Consider the following 17,032-nt stretch of genomic DNA (forward strand, 5'->3'; position numbering starts at 1 on the left):
TAACAGGCCAGGATCGATGGACCACTTGGCCCTCACACGGGACTTGTGCTTGAAGTGATTCTGCAGGTTGCAGCCTGTCGCATTTTTACAATACTTGGATCGCAGCTTCTTGATAACATCATCATATCACAGGAGGACAAGCCGGTCTTACTGCGTATTTCATGGATGGTAGGAGGAAACTAAAATGGAGCCGTTACATTATGAGTTTTATATCGGTGCTTCGCCGGAGAAGGTATGGGATGTCTTAACTTTGCCGGAGGGAACTCGGGCCACCTTTTTCGGGAGCGAGCTGAGATCTTCATTTGAAATCGGGGAGCCTTACGCTTATGTGGGTCCGGGGAATGACGGAGAGGAGACGGTTCATGTCTATGGGAAGGTTCTGGCTTATGAGCCGCAGAAGAGACTGAGTCTGTCCGAACATCCGGGTCCGTCGTATTACGCGAATCATGAGGAGCTGGAGTCTCGGATTACGTTCACCCTCGAGCCGGTAGGGAATTGTACCAAGCTGACGCTCGTCAATGATCAATACACGCCGGATCATCCGTCCCGCGCCAAGGCGGCGGACAGCTGGTGGATGGTCATGAGCATTCTGAAGACCTATGCGGAGACGGGGGAGACCCTGGATCTGGGCTGGTAGCCTCATGGTGAATAATCGGCATATGGTCGATCGAATCCAAGCATGCCCGGACCGCGCACCGTGCGCATGATTTATGGATTCGTTATATATTAAAGAAAGCCTGTTAAAGAGCCGTAATGGCTCTTTTTTTGTAGGGAATTATAGGTGGCAGGCAGCAGGGGTGGAATTGAAAAGTAATGAATCCCGCTGGCCAATTTCACTTGCCAAATATTCGATAGTGGGTATGATTTAAGTATCCATGCCGGCTTGCCGATAAGCGGCTTCTCGGCAATGGGAAAGATGGGAGTGAAGGAGACATGACGGAGCGGAGGCAACTCCCTGTCCAGCAAATTCGTATCGGTATTATCGGAACCCAGACGATCGTTGAAAAAATCATGAAGGTCATTGAAACCTTTCCTTCCTTTGACCCCGTGCCGCTTGTTTTTCAGGATGATGACGAAGCGCCGGCACTGGCTGAGCGGATCGGAGGCGAGGTTGAGGTATTGTTCCTCTCGGATCCGCTGTCCCAGCGCAAGGTGAAGGAGCTCGGACAGGTCACAATCCCTGTGCATTATGTCCCCGTCACGGACGCGGGTTTATATAAAGCGCTGTTCCATGCCGGGCAGCGGGGAAGACTGGCTGGTGGCATATCGGTGGATACTTTAACCGAGACGATGGTGGTCCGGACGATAAGGGATCTGGGTATCCCGGCTGTACAAGCTGTTATTTACGATGGACCGGCTTATGCCCCGAAGAGGAATCTGATTGATTTTCACCGTCTTCAATATAAATCCGGCGGTTGCTCTGCTGCGTTCACGGGCGTAGAATCGGTGGCCCATGAGCTGACGAGGCTTGGGGTCCCTAATGAATGGCTGCTGCCTTCCGATCAGGATATCGTGGTATCGCTCGAGCGGGCTTTGCTGTCCACGGCATCCCGCCGTAGCAGGGAAGGCCAGATCGTGGTCGGGATGATTAATATAGACGATTTCGGAACCCAGGCGTTAAGACGGAATAATGAGCACGAGGTGCAGAAGCTGAAGCTGGATATTCACCGGATGGTGCTCGATTATGTGGAATCGCTGGATGGCTATCTGACCCATCTGGGCGGTGACGAGTATCTGTTCTTCACGACGCGCGGCATCTTTGAACGGGAAACCGGAGGTTACAAAACGATTCCCTTGGCTAAAGACGTGAACAAAACCTATGGTATTTCGCTCAGCATCGGCATGGGATTCGGCCAGTCGGCCAGCATGGCGGGAACCAATGCGCGCATCGCGATGCGGAAATCCAAGGAAGTTGGCGGCAACGCCTGCTTTATTGTCCGGGAGGATGGAACGCTGATAGGACCGCTGGAGATGGCCGACCCTGTGCAGGAGGTGCTGTCCTTTACAGATGCAGAGCTGATCAAGCGGGCAGAGGACGCGGGTATGACGAGTGCCTATTTGAGCAAGCTGCTGAACCAGCGTGCCCGTTCGGGTAAATATGAATACAAGGTCCACGAGCTCGCTCACCTGCTGGACATTACCGTCCGCAGTGCACATCGGCTGCTCCAGCTGTGGACCGACAACGACTTGGTCGAGATTGCCGGAATCGAGAAGGTGCCGAGGGGGAGACCAAGGCAGATTTTCAGATTTACGTTTTTGGAATAGCGCTGTGAAATTGCTTTGGAACGGGCGCCCCTTTCGTTACGCGACGAAAGGAGGCGCTTTTTCTGCGCTGTTTTGAACGAAAAAGGCAAGTATATGCCATATCGACATGGCGAATACGTTCCAGGTTCCATCAATGCGGGGATATAAAGTGACTTTTTAAGGTATTCCGCGAAATGACAGGCTATCTGCCGGGAGAGTTCCGGAAAAGCTGCAGGCTAGATTGAACCTACCGGTGTGCATTGACCATGACGTTCGTACTTACCGTGTGCGGCAAAGCGATGCATGGAGAGGGCAAAGGCTTCTTGGAGAAAAAGGCCCGGCCTTGATAAATTTCTTTAGCGCTTGCAACCTTCCAGATGATGGAACCGTTAGTAGATAAAATGGAAAATATTTATCTTCAGGGGGTTGAAGTATGAGAAAACCGGGTTCATGGATTGCTGCTTTGATGCTTATCGTATTGCTGGTCGGCGGCTGCTCTTCGGGTTCTCAAGACAAAAGCGCTGGAGGGGCCACGGCTGTCGAATCGCAAGAAACAACGGTGGATCAAGCCTCAAACAAAACAGATGGAGGTGAGGCGGAAGCCAAAAACGAAATGGCGGTGACGAGCAAGAAGAGCGTCGAGGAGCCGGCATCGGCGGATGCCGAGCTTCCGAATATGTCATCGTCTGCCCAGGCTTCCGGCGCAGGGTTTAATTCGCAGGATTTATCAGCCGGGCTCAACAAAAAGCTGATGTACAAAGCGAATATCGTGATGGAGATTCAGGACTATGGAAAAGCGCAGTCGGAAGTCCGGAACACAGTGGCGCTTTCTGGCGGTTATATTGTTAATTTCAGCGAAACCCAGTCCAGCAGCGAAAAAGGCGGCACGTTTATTGTGAAAGTTCCTGCAAACGATTTCTCCTCCTTTTTAAACCGTTTGGAGAACATTGCGCATGAAAACCTGCAGCGAAGCATTGAAGGGCAGGACGTGACTGAGGAATACGTCGATTTGGAATCCAGGCTCAAGGCCAAACAAATCATGGAGGAGCAGTACGTCGCCTTCATGAAAAAAGCGACCAAAACGGCCGACCTTGTCGCTTTTGCCAACGAGCTGGAGCGCATCCAATCGGAAATCGAGCAGATGAAAGGCCGAATGCGTTACATTGACCAAAACGTGTCTTATTCCACGGTAGAAATCAGGCTTTACGAGACGCCACAAAAAAAGGATGATCCCAAAACGTCCGCCATTCAGGCACCGCTCGGGCAGCGGATTTCCCAAGCTTTTCAGGGCAGCATCGACGTGATCACCATCATCGTCCAATGGATTATCGTCATCCTTTCCGGCTCGCTTCCCGTATTGTTCATCGCGGTCTTCGTTCTGCTCATCCTATGGCTGGCGCGAAGATCAGGGCAGCGGAAACGGGAAGAGGTAGTCCGTAAACGAAAGCTGCTCAATAACGGGCCGGCATCTGAGCAAGGGCATCCGGAAGACCAAAAGGACGAGGAAAAACGAATGAAAGACGAATAACGGCAGGAGCAGACCCGCATCAAAAAACGCACATAAAATCCAGAGGAAGGCCAAGGCAAATCTTCAGATTTGTGTTTCTGGAATATGGTATCATATTTGTACTATAATGGAATTCGAGGTGGTTGTGATGAATAAAACGAAGGTCAAATTTACTCGCGTTGAGAAAATCGTCATCTTCACGATGTTGGGGCTGGCAGCCTCCTTTATCATTGCCTTCCTCGTGCTTCGACACATCGTGCTGAACGTTTCGTTTGCTCCCTGAGATCAGGGGGCTTTTTTTAGTATAAACATTCGAGGCTTAGCATCCTTATCTCGCAAGAAAAACTTCCTCTAAACGCGGTCTGTCTACTGAGAAAGTACGTCGATAGACGTTTTTCTTATGCTGTCATGAAGATGGTTGCAGCTCGACCGCCGGGGGGTGAAAGTCCCCGTTTCCCGGAAGCAAGTCTGCGAGTATAATGGCACATCGCTGCCTATTTAAAGACGATTTAAAGATTTGTCTTTATATCAAGCGAGGCCGTATGATGAGGATGAATCATCAATCGGAGGAGGAGATTGTTCATGTTAACCGTTGCAGAATTAGAAGCAAAGCTGGCTGAGCCTTCAGCACAGCTTGTTGCCGACCTGGCGTCTTTGGAGGGGGATATCCTTGTGCTGGGGGTCGGCGGGAAGATGGGTCCCAGCCTTGCAAGGCTGGCAGCGAACGCCGTACGTGAAGGCGGTGGCGGCAAACGGATCATCGGCGTATCCCGGTTCTCGAACCAAGAGGCCAGACGCGAGCTGGAGGAGGCGGGCGTCCAAACGATTTCGTGCGACCTGCTGAACGATGGGGAGCTGCAGCAGCTGCCCGAGACTCCTAATGTGATCTATATGGCGGGCAATAAATTCGGCACGACCGGTCGTGAATATTTTACTTGGGCAATGAATTCGTATTTGCCGGGCCGGGTGGCCGAGAAATTCAAGCAATCTCGCATGGTGGTGTTCTCGTCAGGAAATGTGTATCCGTTCTCACCGGCGGGCAGCGGCGGAGTCAACGAATCGGTAGCGCCGGAGCCGGTCGGAGAGTATGCGCAGTCCTGTCTCGGCAGAGAGCGCGTCTTTGAATATTTCTCCCACCAGAATGGTACGCCGATGGCGATCTACCGCCTGAATTATGCTATCGACATGCGTTACGGCGTTCTGCATGAGCTGGCCAGATCGATCCACGAGGACCGGCCGATTCACCTGGCGATGGGGCATGCGAATATCATATGGCAAGGGGATGCCAACGAGATGGCGCTCCGTTCGCTCCTGCACTGCAGCTCGCCTCCTGAAATCATCAACATTACGGGGCCGGAGACGATGTCGATCCGCTGGGCGGCACAGGAATTGGCGGTACGGATGGGCAAGGAAGTGACCTTTACGGGTACGGAATCCGAGACTGCACTCCTGAACAATGCTGCGAAATCCCACCAGCTGTTCGGTTATCCGAAGGTGTCTCTGCTGCAGATGCTCGATTGGACCGCAGCATGGGTACAATCCGGCGGCGAGAGCTGGAATAAGCCGACTCACTTCCAAGAGAGAAAGGGGAAATTCTAATGAGCGGACAGGTTCCTGCAACTCAACGTTTGGCCCCCGAGAAGCTTAAAGCTCTGCATGAAGGGCTCGTTATACCGGCTCACCCGCTGGCATTGGATGAGAATCGGAAGCTGGACGAACGACGCCAGCGGGCATTAACGCGTTATTATGCGGCATCCGGTGCAGGCGGTATTGCGGTCGGCGTTCATTCGACTCAATTCGAAATCCGCGACAAGGGCATCGACTTGTATGAACCCGTGTTGCGACTTGCGGCAGAAGAGGTTCGCAGGGCGGAGCTCGATCGGCCGTTCATGATGGTGGCCGGTGTCTGCGGCGAAACGGAGCAGGCTGTGGAGGAAACAGAGATTGCCCGCAAGCTTGGCTATGACGCCGTCCTTCTCAGCATGGGCGGTTTAAGCGGCTGGAGCGAAGAAGACATTCTAAAGCGCACGGAGGAGATTGCACAGAGGATGCCGGTGATCGGTTTCTATCTTCAACCGTCGGTTGGCGGTAATATCTTCTCCTTCGATTTCTGGCGGACCTTCGCCGAAATTCCGAATATCGTGGCGATCAAGATGGCTCCCTTCAACCGCTACCAGACGATGGACGTCGTTCGTGCCGTCTGTTATTCGAGCCGTAGAGATGATATTGCGCTGTACACGGGGAACGACGATAACATCGTCAATGATTTGCTGACGACGTATCAATTCCAGGTGGACGGGACGCTGGTCACCAAGCCTATCGTCGGCGGTCTGCTTGGTCATTGGGCAGTCTGGACGAAGAAAGCGGTGGAGCTGCTGGAAGAGATCAAGGAGGCACGCAAGCAGGATCGATTCGCGAAGGAATGGCTGACACGGAACGTGGAGATTACCGACTCCAATGCAGCCTTCTTCGATCCTGCACATCAGTTTGCAGGCTGTATTCCGGGTATCCATGAGGTGCTCCGCAGGCAGGGACTGCTTCAAGGCATATGGTGCCTGAATCCGCATGAGACGCTGTCTCCCGGCCAATCCGAAGAGATTGACAGAGTCTACCGGGATTATCCGCATTTGAACGATGACGATTTTATTCAAGAGCACTTGGAAAGATGGCTGGCGGACTGATACAATGAGGGCAGAATAGTTGAAAGTGGGGAATCGCGCATGCGGTTTAAAGATGTGTTTTCTATTATTGGGCCCAGTATGGTGGGGCCGTCGAGCTCTCATACCGCTGGGGCCGTGCGGATCGGAAGGGCTGCGCGGCGCATATTTGGAGCATTCCCCGATCAAGCGGAAATTGTGTTCTACGGTTCTTTTGCTGAAACCTACCGCGGCCACGGCACCGATCTGGCTGTCGTGGGCGGATTGCTCGATTTTGCCACGGATGATATGCGTATCCGGAATTCGATCGAGCTTGCCGAAGCGGCAGGCATTGAACTTAAATTTAAGACGGCACAGAATGTGGCCTTTCACCCCAATACCGTGGAGTTGAGGCTGACGGACGGCGATCATACCGATGTCATTGCAGGCGCTTCCATTGGCGGAGGCAGCGTGGAAATGCTGCGCGTGAATGGCTTCGACGTCAAGTTTACGATGAATTATCCGGTGCTGCTGGTCTTTCATGACGATACGCCGGGCATGGTCGCGCATATCACCCGGCTCCTGGAGGCCGGCGGCGTCAATATTGCCTATATGGATGTCGACCGCAAGGGAAGAGGCGGTGATGCCATGACGGTGGTGGAGTCGGATGAAGCGGTTCCGGCTGAGTTGATGAAGCATATCGAAGGGTTGCCGAGCGTGCACCGTGTCGTCGTTGCGGATTTGACAGTAGAGGAGGCGTTGTCATGAAGTTTTCTACGCTGGAGCAGATCATCGCATGCTGCCGGGAGGATCAGGTTACGATTGGCCAGCTGATGCTGAATGAACAGATCAAGGAAACGGGGAAAAGCCGGGACGAGACGTTCAAGCAAATGGCCGATTACTACGGCATCATGAAGGAAGCTGTGCACCGGGGGATCCATGAACCCGTCCCTTCCAAAAGCGGCCTGACCGGCGGCGATGCCGTACGCGTCCATCAATACATGAGCAGCGGGATACCCGCGCTCGGTACGGACGCCTGCACGGCACTGGCCTACGCCCTGTCCGTGTCTGAAGTGAATGCCTCTATGGGGCGCATCGTGGCAACGCCGACGGCAGGCTCCTGCGGCATTATCCCCGGGGTGTTCGTCAGCACGCAGGAACGCTTCGGCTGGGAAGACGAGCATTTGGTGATGGGGCTGTTCAGCGCAGGCGCGATCGGCTATGTTATCGCCAACAACTCGTTTATTTCCGGTGCGGAGGGCGGCTGTCAAGCCGAAGTTGGCTCAGCCATCGGTATGGCGGCAGGTGCTTTGACTGAACTTCGAGGCGGCACGCCGGAGCAGGCAGTTCATGCTGTTGGACTTGCACTAAAAAACTCTTTGGGGCTCATTTGTGATCCGGTTGGCGGACTGGTTGAGATCCCTTGCATCGTGCGCAACGGCTTTGGGGCCGTGACAGCACTGGCGGCATCGGATATGGCGCTTGCCGGTGTACGCAGTGTCATTCCATCCGATGAAGTTATTGACGTGATGCTGGAAGTCGGCACGGCCATGCCGTCCAAGCACAGGGAAACGGCGAAGGGTGGTCTTGCGCAGACGCCGACCGGCAAGAAAATCCTGAAGGACTTGTACGGTAAGGAAGGCAAGAAATTGCGGGAAAAGGGTGCCAAAGCAAGAAAAGACGAAATGGGTGAATGAGTTCACACTCATTTTCATAAAAGCCCAAGGCGTCAGGCTTCTCTAATGTACGATGAGGAGGAGAAGAAATTTAACATGCTCCGTGAGGGATTTCATTATGAAATCCCTCATTTTTTTTAGATATTTCTACCGCTTTAGCATTTTCCACATGTCTGAAAAGCCTGATACTACGCGGTTTTTTGGCATTTTAATGGCTTGGGTGAGAAAAAACAGCATCTCGCCGAAATACGCTTCTTTACGAAACGTGAAAGCGTTTTTATGATGTGGATGGATAGAAAAATCCGTGCCGGAAGATCGGTATCGGCTGCCGAGTGATTTTAGAATATTCCCTGCGCTGAGCTAGGGATCTTCGCCAACAAGGAGGAGTGGTAGGGAGCATCTTGCTATTTGAAACGTAGTCCAGATGAATAAACCAACACGCACAGATGAGAAGAAATAACGGGGGTAGAGTAGCGATTACACAGATTCAGTCAGCAGCATGTAAATGATCTTTTTAAAGGAGGAACGAAAATGACAAAAAAGTGGTTTCGTATGGCACTCGCATTCACACTGATAGTTTCGATCCTGGCCGCATGCAGCGGAGGGGGTAAAGAGGCAGCTCCCAAAACGGACGGAGACAAAGCCCCTCCAACGGCACCGGCAGATCCGGATCAATATGGGGATACTGGGGGGCTCGCGCTTCCTTTGGTCGATAAACCGACAACGATCAATTGGATGGTCGTCAGCGAGAAAACCAACCTGAATGATTCCCTGCTTGCAAAGGAAATCGAGAAGCGAACCGGCATCAAGGTGAATTTCCAAGCCTATTCTTCGGCTACCTTTCAAGACAAACTGAAAGTAACCGTTGCTTCCGGCAAGCTCCCGGACATTATCCATGGGCTAACGCCTCCGGAGCTGAAGAAGATCGGCAAGCAGAAAGCGGTCGTTGCCATCAACGAATATCTCGACATGCTGCCGAATTTTAAAAAGATGTATGTCGATGATAATCCGTGGGTCATTCCGTCCTACGGAGACGAATCCGGAAACATCTATACCTGGCCGGTTGCAAACATCAACCGTGACGTTAACCACGGCTTCCTGTACCGCAAAGACATCTTCGATGAGCTGGGCATCAAGGAATGGACGAATACCGATGAATTCTATCAGGCACTCAAAAAGTTGAAGGAAGCCTATCCGGATTCCTATCCTTACGCCTCCAAGACGAAAGAACATATTTTCCGCGATTGGGCCTTCGGCTGGGGAATCGGCGGAGCCAACTATCCGACGTATTACGACGAGAACGCCAAGGTGTGGAAGTACGCTACTATACAGCCCGAGCATAAAGAAATGCTCGATTTCATGAAGAAGCTGTACAACGAGGGACTCCTCGATCCGGAATTCATGACGGACACCGACGATTCCTGGACGGCGAAAATGACGTCAGGCAACAAATCCTTTGTGACCTATGACTGGATCGGACGTTTGGACCTGTTCTACAACCAGGTCAAGGACCAAAACCCGAACTATGATCTGAGATACGGCAACCCGGTCGGACCGACCGGCAACGGCAAGACGATCGAGAGCATTACGAACGGCTTCAGCATCGCGGTAGCCAACAACGACAACAAGGAAGCTGCCCTGAAGCTCCTCGACTACCTGACGAGCCCGTCCGGCGCAACGCTGGTAACGATGGGCGTGGAAGGCGAGACATTCAAGATGGAAGGCGATAAAGCCGTCTATCCGGAGCTGACCGACGTGCCGCTGGTGGACATCAGCGTGCTGGAGGACCGTTATGGTCTGTGGCTGCAAGGTCTGTATGTCAACTCCGATAAGCGCAGCGTGTACTTCAACTACACGGAGAAGGAACAGGAGGCTCAGGATAAGTTGCTGAACGGTAATAAATTCGAGCCGCTGGATCCGGTCGTGAACTTTACGGATGATGAAACCGCAACAATTGCGGAGATTCAAACCTCGCTGAAGAAATTGGCGGATGAATTTAACGCGAAATACATTCTCAACAAAAATTACGGCGATACGCAGTGGCAGCAATGGCAAGCGCAAGCCGAGAAGCAGGGAGCCAAGCAGATCGTCGATATTTTCAACGCAGCCCAGAAGAGATTGGATGAAGCTACGAATTAATCCGCGGAAGAAATAGGACTGATGGCGGCATCCGGGTACAACGCTCGGGTGCTGCTCATCATCTTAAGGAGGGAACACCATGTCAAGTGCAGGGACAGAGACAAAACTGGCCAATCCCCGCGGCGGGCTTGGAAGAAGAATGGCTTCGGCCTTTCAGCATATGAAACGGGACAGACAACTGTTGATTTTGTTTATCCCGTGCCTGTTATTTTACATCATTTTTCGTTACGGGCCCCTGTACGGCTTAATCATTGCCTTCAAGGACTACAGCGTATTCACTGGTATCATGGAGAGTGACTGGGTAGGGCTCAAGCATTTCGAGAAATTCTTCAACAGTCCGGATTTCTGGCTGTTGTTCAAGAATACGCTGCTTCTCGGCGTATATAATCTCATTTTCGGGTTTCCATTTCCCATCATTCTGGCGATTCTCTTAAACGAGGTCAGAGTCAAATGGTTTAAAAAGTCGGTTCAAACGCTCAGCTATCTTCCTTCGTTCCTGTCGGTTGTCATTATCAGCAGCATGATTATCGACTTCCTGTCGCCCAATCAAGGAATCATTAACCAGCTTATCGCCGCGCTAGGCTTTGAGAAGACGTACTTTCTCATAGAACCGAGCTGGTTCCGAACCATCTATGTTTCATCGGACATCTGGGCAACCGTCGGTTATGAGGCTATCATCTATATGGCTGCGATCGCAGGGATCAGCCCGTCGCTTTACGAAGCGGCCAAGGTGGATGGTGCCAAGAGGCGCCATATGATCTTCAGAATTACGATTCCCGCCATTCTGCCTACGATTATAATCATGTTTGTCTTGAAGACGGGATCGATGCTCCGGATCGGATACGAGAAGGTACTGCTGCTTTACAATCCGATGACCTATGAGGTAGCGGACGTATTCTCGACTTATGTCTACCGAAAAGGGCTACTGGAGAGCAACTACAGCTATGGTGCAGCCGTGGGCTTGTTTGAAGCCGTTGTCGCTATGATATTGCTGCTGTCCTCGAACTACTTCAGCAAGAGACTGGGAGGTAGCGGGCTATGGTAAACAACAAACGATTTGGCCTTCGGAACATCTCGTTATTCGGCATCATCAATACGCTGATTCTGACGTGCCTTGCCATTATTACCGTGTACCCCGTCGTATATATCACCGCCGTTTCCCTCAGTGCGACATCCGAAGTGGTGCAAGGGAATATCACCTTGTTTCCCAAGGGATTTAATCTGGACGCCTATGCCCAGGTGCTGAACGATGACCGGGTGCCGCGCGCCTACCTGAACACGATTTTTTATACCGCGCTTGGTACGGTCATTAACCTGCTGCTTACGGCAGTAGCGGCATATCCGCTCGCGCGCAAAAATTTCTTCGGGCGCAAGTTTTTCCTGTTGGCGATCATCATGACCATGTTCCTGAATCCGGGGATCATTCCGAACTACCTGATCGTATCGGAGCTTGGCCTGCTGGATAGCGTATGGGCACTCGTGCTTCCGAATGCGATCTGGACCTTTGAACTGTTAATCCTCAAAAGCTTCTATGAGAATATGTCGGAGTCCCTGCGCGAGGCAGCCGTTGTCGACGGTGCTTCCGAGTATCGCATCCTGTTCCAGATCGTGCTTCCGCTGTCCAAACCGGCGCTGGCCTCGATCGGATTGTTTTACTTCATGGGTCATTGGAACAGCTTCTTTATCCCGCTGATTTATCTGAACGATGCGAATATGTATCCACTCCAGGTTGTCCTTAGGGATATGCTGATTTTCAGTGAGAACGGAAGCAACCCGAGTCTGGTGGACGCGTCGGCGCTGGCGCCTCAAGCTATGAAGAATGCAACGATCGTGTTGTCCATGATTCCGGTGCTGCTGATTTATCCGTTTGCTCAGAAGTATTTTGCCAAAGGAGTCATGCTCGGTTCCGAAAAGGGATAACCGGAAGGTGCCGGGGGCTTTCATGTTGAATATGAAGGGATGACATCCAAGAGAGGTGAATCCGTATGAATCGATTGATCGCCAACAGAGGATTGCTCCAGATTTTCTTCGCTCTGCAACTGGTCGTCGGCATCATGTTCATATTCAATTACATCGTGTACAAGAATTCCATTACGGGAATTTACGACAAGGTGAGCGAGAACAACCGGATGGTGATCAGAAACATTATTCAGTCGTTTGATACCAGTTTCTCCTCCGTCAACAATTTAATTTTTAACATTCATGCGCTTCCTTCAGACCGGATGCAATTGGATAACGGCATGCTGGACATGGAGAAGGTCATTTCCCTTCAGGATAGCGTCACCAGCATAGTGTCCAATGTGGACATCGTGGAAGATGTGGTCGTCTCTTTCGACAATCATGATTTGGCCATTACGACACGCGGGACCAGCAATCTGGACGCTCTGTTTGACAGACGGTACAAATCCCAGAAGTTCAACTCGATGTTCTGGAAGACGTTTACCCGATCGGAGCACGAGCTTACGATCTTTCCAGCAGAGGTTTATGCGGATCAGAGCAGCGGGTATGGCCGGAATTTGATGATTGCCGTGGACGGCAACAAGGTCAGGATGTCGAACAAAAACCTCATGGTCATGATCAACGTGAACCGGCTGCTTAAAGGGATCGATTTGAACTCGATGATTCCCGGTGCCTCGCTCATCGTGCTGGATGCGAACCGGAACGTCATCTTGAGCACTGAGAAGGATCTGGATTTGGTAGGCATTCTTAACGACGTATACTTTAACCCGTCGCAGGAAGCCTCCCTCACACACGATGATTTTGAGTACAATTTTTACAAATCGGATTATAACGGTTTTATTTATATCAACAAGCTGCCGTACAAGTTTCAAAATATCGATTCCGTCACTAATGCCAATACGTGGATCATGTACGGCGCGATTGCGTTAAACGTCATTCTGTCGGTGCTGCTCAGCATTTATCTGTACCGGCCGGTGAAGAACATCGTGCAGCTGCTCGGAGGCAGTTCGCTGAAAGGGAATGATTTTGTAAAAATCCAGAGCGGCATTATCAAGGTCCAGCGGGAGAATGAATCCTTGAAGAAGCAGATGGACCTGGTGGATGAAGATATTCGCCGCGGCGTGTTTCTGCAAACGCTGGACGGCCATCACCATTCACGCGAGCAGGAAATGCAGATGCAGAAGCATTACACACATTTTTTCCAGTGTCGGCATTTCATGATGGCGGCCGTATATTTGCAGCCTGCCGGCAAGGGGGCAGCCAAGGCGGATTTTGTCCTTGAAGAGTTGACGGCCCAGATCCGAAACGGCCTGCAGGAACGCTATGAACATGTGGTGGTTTATCATATCGAAGAGCTGAGATTCCTCGCGCTTATCGGTTTGGATCAGCCGTCGGACCGCAAGCAGCTGGTACGAAAATTCGAAGAGTATATCGGCCTGTGCAACCAGGAGTTTATAGATACGTTTATGGTGTGGGGCTGCGTTAGCCAGACGTATGAGTCCAAGATCAGCAATTGCTGCGAGGCATACCGGAACATTAAGGATGGCCGATTATACCGGAGTGTGAATGCGAACACGGATATGGTTGATACAGAGCAAATCCGCTATGTCCCGGATATTTATTATCCGCTTCAGAAGATTGAGAAGCTGAGCAACTGCATGCTGAGCGGCAAGGTGGATGAAGGACTGCAGATTGTGAGTGACATTTTTCAGCAGAATGCGGACCTTCATATTCATCATCATCAGATGGTGCACATTGCGAAGAGCATGTTCTTTCTTGTCATGAAGCAGGCGGATTCGCCGTCCGTTGATCGCAATGAGCTGTTTTTGCTGGAGAGTGATTTCATCCGCAAGGTCGATCAAGCCTTTACCTATGAAGAGATCCAGAAGGCGCTAATGGAAGTGATGCGCGTGGTGGCCAATACGCGGAACCATGATCCGCGGAGCAAGCTGAATCCCGCTTTCATCTCGCAATATATCGAACTGCATTATATGGAGAATTTGTATTTGGACCATATGGCCGAAGTGCTGGATACCAGCTCGAAATATTTCTCGAATTATTTCAAGAAGACATTCGGCGTGAATTATGTGGAGTATTTGAACAAGGTCCGACTATCGCACGCACGTGAATATCTCCGGAACACGGATCTCAGCATTGCCGAAATCGGAGAGAAGACGGGGTATTCGAACTCTTCCACATTTACGACAACGTTTAAGAAGTATAGCGGCGTCTCGCCGAGCGAATATCGGAAAGCATCAGGAAAATAAGGTGGAGCAGGAGGGTTCATATTGAAGGCTGTTGCCACGATTCATGGAAAGGTGATTGTTGATCAAATCGAGAAGCCGGCTGAATTACCGGCAGGTCATGTGCAGATTCGTACCGAATACTCGGCGGTCAGCCCGGGCACGGAGATGATCTTTATACGAAGAGCATCGGATCAAAAAGTCATTATGGGTTACAGCGCCGTGGGGATCGTCGAAGACTTGGGAGAAGGCGTGAAGGGACTTGCCGTCGGTCAACGGGTGGCCTGCTATGGGGCTCCTTACGTCCGTCATGCCCAGTGGCTTACGGTGCCTTCCAATCTAACGGCGATTGTTCCGGATGGAGTGGACCCGCAAGAAGCGGCATTTGCGGGACTCGGAGCGATTGCGATCCATGCCCTGCGGGTAGCGGATCTTCGTTTTGGCGAATCGGCTGTGGTGGTCGGACTTGGCATACTGGGGCAGATGATTGCCCAGGTCGCGCACGCGGCAGCTTGCCCGGTTGCGGGATTTGATCTGAACCCGGAGCGGGTACAGGGAATGAAGCGGCATATTGCTTATGCCTACGATAACCAGGAGCAGCTTGAGGAGCAGATTCAGCGAATGACCGGCGGGCATGGAGCCGACAGTGTCATTCTGTGTGCAAGTGGCTCCGGGGAAGAACTCATTAACTCTTCGATGACATGGATTCGGGATAAGGGGAAAATCGTCATTGTTGGTGATTTGTCTATGACGTACGCCCGGGACCGGATGTTTGGCAAGGAGGCGCAGGTGCTCATATCGCGAGCAGGCGGTCCGGGCCGGTATGACGCAAGTTATGAACTCCGCAATACGGATTACCCGATCGGCTTTGTACGCTGGACGGAAGGTCGTAACATCGCGGAATATATTCGTTTGTTGGCCGAAGGGAGAATATCGGTCAAACCGCTGATCTCGCATGTGGTCCCCGTGGATGAAGCGGGCAAGGCTTATGAGCGGTACGGTCCCGGGTCAACGACGCTGGGGACGATATTTAACTACGCGGACAATGCGTGAATTCCGGGAATGGGATTCGCGGTAGAGGAACGAGAAGAGGAATCGTTATAGCTGTCTTTCCGAGCAGTGATGCCACTGCAGAAAGACGGCTTTTTGCGTGCGACGGGATCCGATCTGCCAAACTATTAATTTACAATAATATACAATTATATTATACTAGTAGTAGATATGGATAATTTATCATTTTATATCGAGATATTTACATATCTAATCTTCTTAGGATTTATACATATAAGCAGCATTCCTCGTTTCCATCGATTTTGGAAGGGTGGTGGTTTATTCGAAACCGTTTTACCAAACTGTAGCGGTAATGGCTTTCCAATTCGAAAAACAAAGGAGCGAAGCGTGATGAAAGTATTCCGAAATTCGATCATCCGTAAGTCGGCTGTGTTGTTCTGTGCTGTTCTACTGATCTTGCCAGCCGGATTGTCTCTGGCGGCCAACAAGCCGTTTCCCCAGCATACGTCGTATACGAGCGGTTCGATTAAACCAAACAATGTGACGCAGTCAGCGATGGACAGTGCGGTCAAGAACAAATGGAACAGCTGGAAAGGGTCTTTCCTGAAGCCTGCAGCGACAGGGCAATATTACGTAAAATACAATTCGGCGGGTGAGACAGTGTCCGAGGCTCATGGCTACGGGATGCTCTTCACCGTTCTGATGGCGGGATACGACAGTAATGCCCAGTCGTATTTCGACGGACTTTATCGATATTATAAGGCGCATCCGAGTAATAACAATCCATATCTGATGGCTTGGAAGCAAAACAGCAGCTTTCAGAATATAGGGGGAGCCAATTCGGCAACGGACGGCGATATGGACATTGCTTACGCACTCCTGCTTGCGGACAAGCAGTGGGGAAGCAGCGGATCGATTAATTACCTCCAGGCAGCTAAGGATATTATCAATGCTATCATGAGCAGTGACGTTAATCAGTCCCAGTGGACGCTGCGCTTAGGCGATTGGGCAACAAGCGGCATCTTCGACACCGCCACGCGCCCATCGGATTTCATGCTGAACCATATGAAGGCATTCCGTGCGGCTACTGGCGATGCCCGTTGGGATAATGTCATTAACAAAACCTATACCATCATCAACTCCATCTATAACGGCTACAGCTCCAATACTGGCTTGCTTCCGGATTTCGTAGTCAAGTCGGACAGCAATTATCAGCCTGCGGAAGGGGGATTCCTGGAAGGGGCGAATGATGGAAAATACTATTACAATTCATCCCGGACTCCTTGGCGGATTACGACTGACTATCTGATGACCGGCGATACGCGTGCGCTGAATCAATTGAACAAGATGAACACGTTCATTAAATCAGCCACAAGCAGCAATCCTGCCAACATCAAGGCAGGGTATAACCTGAACGGCACCGCGCTGGTAACTTATAACAGTGGGGCGTTCTATGCTCCTTTTGGCGTAAGTGCGATGACTTCGTCCAGCCACCAGAGCTGGCTGAATTCGGTATGGAGTTACACGGCGAACGCATCCGCAGAGGGATATTATGAGGAAAGCATCAAGCTGTTCTCGATGATCGTGATGTCGGGGAACTGGTGGTCATATTAAACA

14 protein-coding genes are annotated in these 17,032 nt (G+C 51.4%); all 14 read left to right on the plus strand.

From position 1 onward, the window contains the following. Positions 1-184: 184 nt before the first annotated feature. The 14 genes from NYE54_RS02810 to NYE54_RS02875 all read left to right on the plus strand — a co-directional run bounded on the left by NYE54_RS02810 (position 185) and on the right by NYE54_RS02875 (position 17,029). A complete protein-coding gene (locus NYE54_RS02810) occupies positions 185-637 on the plus strand; it encodes an SRPBCC family protein (RefSeq protein WP_076322371.1) in 453 nt (150 codons plus the stop codon). Between the two features lie 296 nt (positions 638-933). Next, entirely contained in the window at positions 934-2,265 is a 1,332-nt protein-coding gene (locus tag NYE54_RS02815; RefSeq protein WP_339269870.1) for a hypothetical protein, read from the plus strand. Between the two features lie 412 nt (positions 2,266-2,677). Next, the gene (locus NYE54_RS02820; RefSeq protein WP_339269872.1) at positions 2,678-3,772 is read left to right on the plus strand and encodes a DUF4349 domain-containing protein; all 1,095 of its coding nucleotides are present in this window, start codon (positions 2,678-2,680) and stop codon (positions 3,770-3,772) included. 127 nt (positions 3,773-3,899) lie between these two features. Then, positions 3,900-4,034, plus strand: coding sequence for a hypothetical protein (locus tag NYE54_RS02825; protein ID WP_256720511.1), 135 nt, complete (start codon positions 3,900-3,902; stop codon positions 4,032-4,034). Between the two features lie 299 nt (positions 4,035-4,333). Further along, entirely contained in the window at positions 4,334-5,350 is a 1,017-nt protein-coding gene (locus NYE54_RS02830) for an NAD(P)-dependent oxidoreductase (RefSeq protein ID WP_339269874.1), read from the plus strand. Continuing rightward, the gene (locus NYE54_RS02835) at positions 5,350-6,432 is read left to right on the plus strand and encodes a dihydrodipicolinate synthase family protein (protein ID WP_339269876.1); all 1,083 of its coding nucleotides are present in this window, start codon (positions 5,350-5,352) and stop codon (positions 6,430-6,432) included. The genes NYE54_RS02830 and NYE54_RS02835 overlap by 1 nt, the downstream gene beginning before the upstream one ends. 39 nt (positions 6,433-6,471) lie before the next feature. Next, entirely contained in the window at positions 6,472-7,155 is a 684-nt protein-coding gene (gene sdaAB / locus NYE54_RS02840) for an L-serine ammonia-lyase, iron-sulfur-dependent subunit beta (protein ID WP_339269878.1), read from the plus strand. Continuing rightward, positions 7,152-8,084: an L-serine ammonia-lyase, iron-sulfur-dependent, subunit alpha gene (gene sdaAA / locus NYE54_RS02845; protein ID WP_339269880.1), complete on the plus strand. Its 933-nt coding sequence runs from the start codon at positions 7,152-7,154 to the stop codon at positions 8,082-8,084. The genes sdaAB and sdaAA overlap by 4 nt, the downstream gene beginning before the upstream one ends. A 510-nt stretch (positions 8,085-8,594) precedes the next feature. Continuing rightward, positions 8,595-10,202 carry an extracellular solute-binding protein gene (locus tag NYE54_RS02850; protein WP_339269881.1) on the plus strand — a complete coding sequence of 536 codons (1,608 nt, stop codon included), beginning with the start codon at positions 8,595-8,597 and terminating at the stop codon, positions 10,200-10,202. A gap of 79 nt (positions 10,203-10,281) precedes the next feature. Further along, a complete protein-coding gene (locus NYE54_RS02855; RefSeq protein ID WP_339269882.1) occupies positions 10,282-11,247 on the plus strand; it encodes an ABC transporter permease subunit in 966 nt (321 codons plus the stop codon). Beyond that, on the plus strand, positions 11,241-12,122 hold the full coding sequence (locus NYE54_RS02860; protein WP_339269884.1) for a carbohydrate ABC transporter permease: 882 nt from the start codon (positions 11,241-11,243) through the stop codon (positions 12,120-12,122). The genes NYE54_RS02855 and NYE54_RS02860 overlap by 7 nt, the downstream gene beginning before the upstream one ends. Before the next feature lie 65 nt (positions 12,123-12,187). Further along, the gene (locus NYE54_RS02865) at positions 12,188-14,428 is read left to right on the plus strand and encodes an AraC family transcriptional regulator (protein WP_339269886.1); all 2,241 of its coding nucleotides are present in this window, start codon (positions 12,188-12,190) and stop codon (positions 14,426-14,428) included. 21 nt (positions 14,429-14,449) lie between these two features. Further along, a complete protein-coding gene (locus tag NYE54_RS02870) occupies positions 14,450-15,457 on the plus strand; it encodes a zinc-binding alcohol dehydrogenase (RefSeq protein WP_339269887.1) in 1,008 nt (335 codons plus the stop codon). Positions 15,458-15,805: 348 nt separating this feature from the next. Continuing rightward, on the plus strand, positions 15,806-17,029 hold the full coding sequence (locus NYE54_RS02875) for a glycosyl hydrolase family 8 (RefSeq protein ID WP_339269889.1): 1,224 nt from the start codon (positions 15,806-15,808) through the stop codon (positions 17,027-17,029). Positions 17,030-17,032: the final 3 nt, after the last annotated feature.

Origin of the sequence: Paenibacillus sp. FSL K6-1330, assembly GCF_037976825.1 — a bacterium.
In the GTDB taxonomy this organism is placed as follows: Bacteria; Bacillota; Bacilli; order Paenibacillales; family Paenibacillaceae; genus Paenibacillus_AQ.

What these genes read in the sequence shown, in the direction of transcription:
- NYE54_RS02810 (WP_076322371.1), top strand. Translation starts at nt 185, where the DNA reads ATGGAGCCGTTACATTATGAGTTTTATATCGGTGCTTCGCCGGAGAAG.
- NYE54_RS02815 (WP_339269870.1), top strand. Translation starts at nt 934, where the DNA reads ATGACGGAGCGGAGGCAACTCCCTGTCCAGCAAATTCGTATCGGTATT.
- NYE54_RS02820 (WP_339269872.1), top strand. Translation starts at nt 2,678, where the DNA reads ATGAGAAAACCGGGTTCATGGATTGCTGCTTTGATGCTTATCGTATTG.
- NYE54_RS02825 (WP_256720511.1), top strand. Translation starts at nt 3,900, where the DNA reads ATGAATAAAACGAAGGTCAAATTTACTCGCGTTGAGAAAATCGTCATC.
- NYE54_RS02830 (WP_339269874.1), top strand. Translation starts at nt 4,334, where the DNA reads ATGTTAACCGTTGCAGAATTAGAAGCAAAGCTGGCTGAGCCTTCAGCA.
- NYE54_RS02835 (WP_339269876.1), top strand. Translation starts at nt 5,350, where the DNA reads ATGAGCGGACAGGTTCCTGCAACTCAACGTTTGGCCCCCGAGAAGCTT.
- sdaAB (WP_339269878.1), top strand. Translation starts at nt 6,472, where the DNA reads ATGCGGTTTAAAGATGTGTTTTCTATTATTGGGCCCAGTATGGTGGGG.
- sdaAA (WP_339269880.1), top strand. Translation starts at nt 7,152, where the DNA reads ATGAAGTTTTCTACGCTGGAGCAGATCATCGCATGCTGCCGGGAGGAT.
- NYE54_RS02850 (WP_339269881.1), top strand. Translation starts at nt 8,595, where the DNA reads ATGACAAAAAAGTGGTTTCGTATGGCACTCGCATTCACACTGATAGTT.
- NYE54_RS02855 (WP_339269882.1), top strand. Translation starts at nt 10,282, where the DNA reads ATGTCAAGTGCAGGGACAGAGACAAAACTGGCCAATCCCCGCGGCGGG.
- NYE54_RS02860 (WP_339269884.1), top strand. Translation starts at nt 11,241, where the DNA reads ATGGTAAACAACAAACGATTTGGCCTTCGGAACATCTCGTTATTCGGC.
- NYE54_RS02865 (WP_339269886.1), top strand. Translation starts at nt 12,188, where the DNA reads ATGAATCGATTGATCGCCAACAGAGGATTGCTCCAGATTTTCTTCGCT.
- NYE54_RS02875 (WP_339269889.1), top strand. Translation starts at nt 15,806, where the DNA reads ATGAAAGTATTCCGAAATTCGATCATCCGTAAGTCGGCTGTGTTGTTC.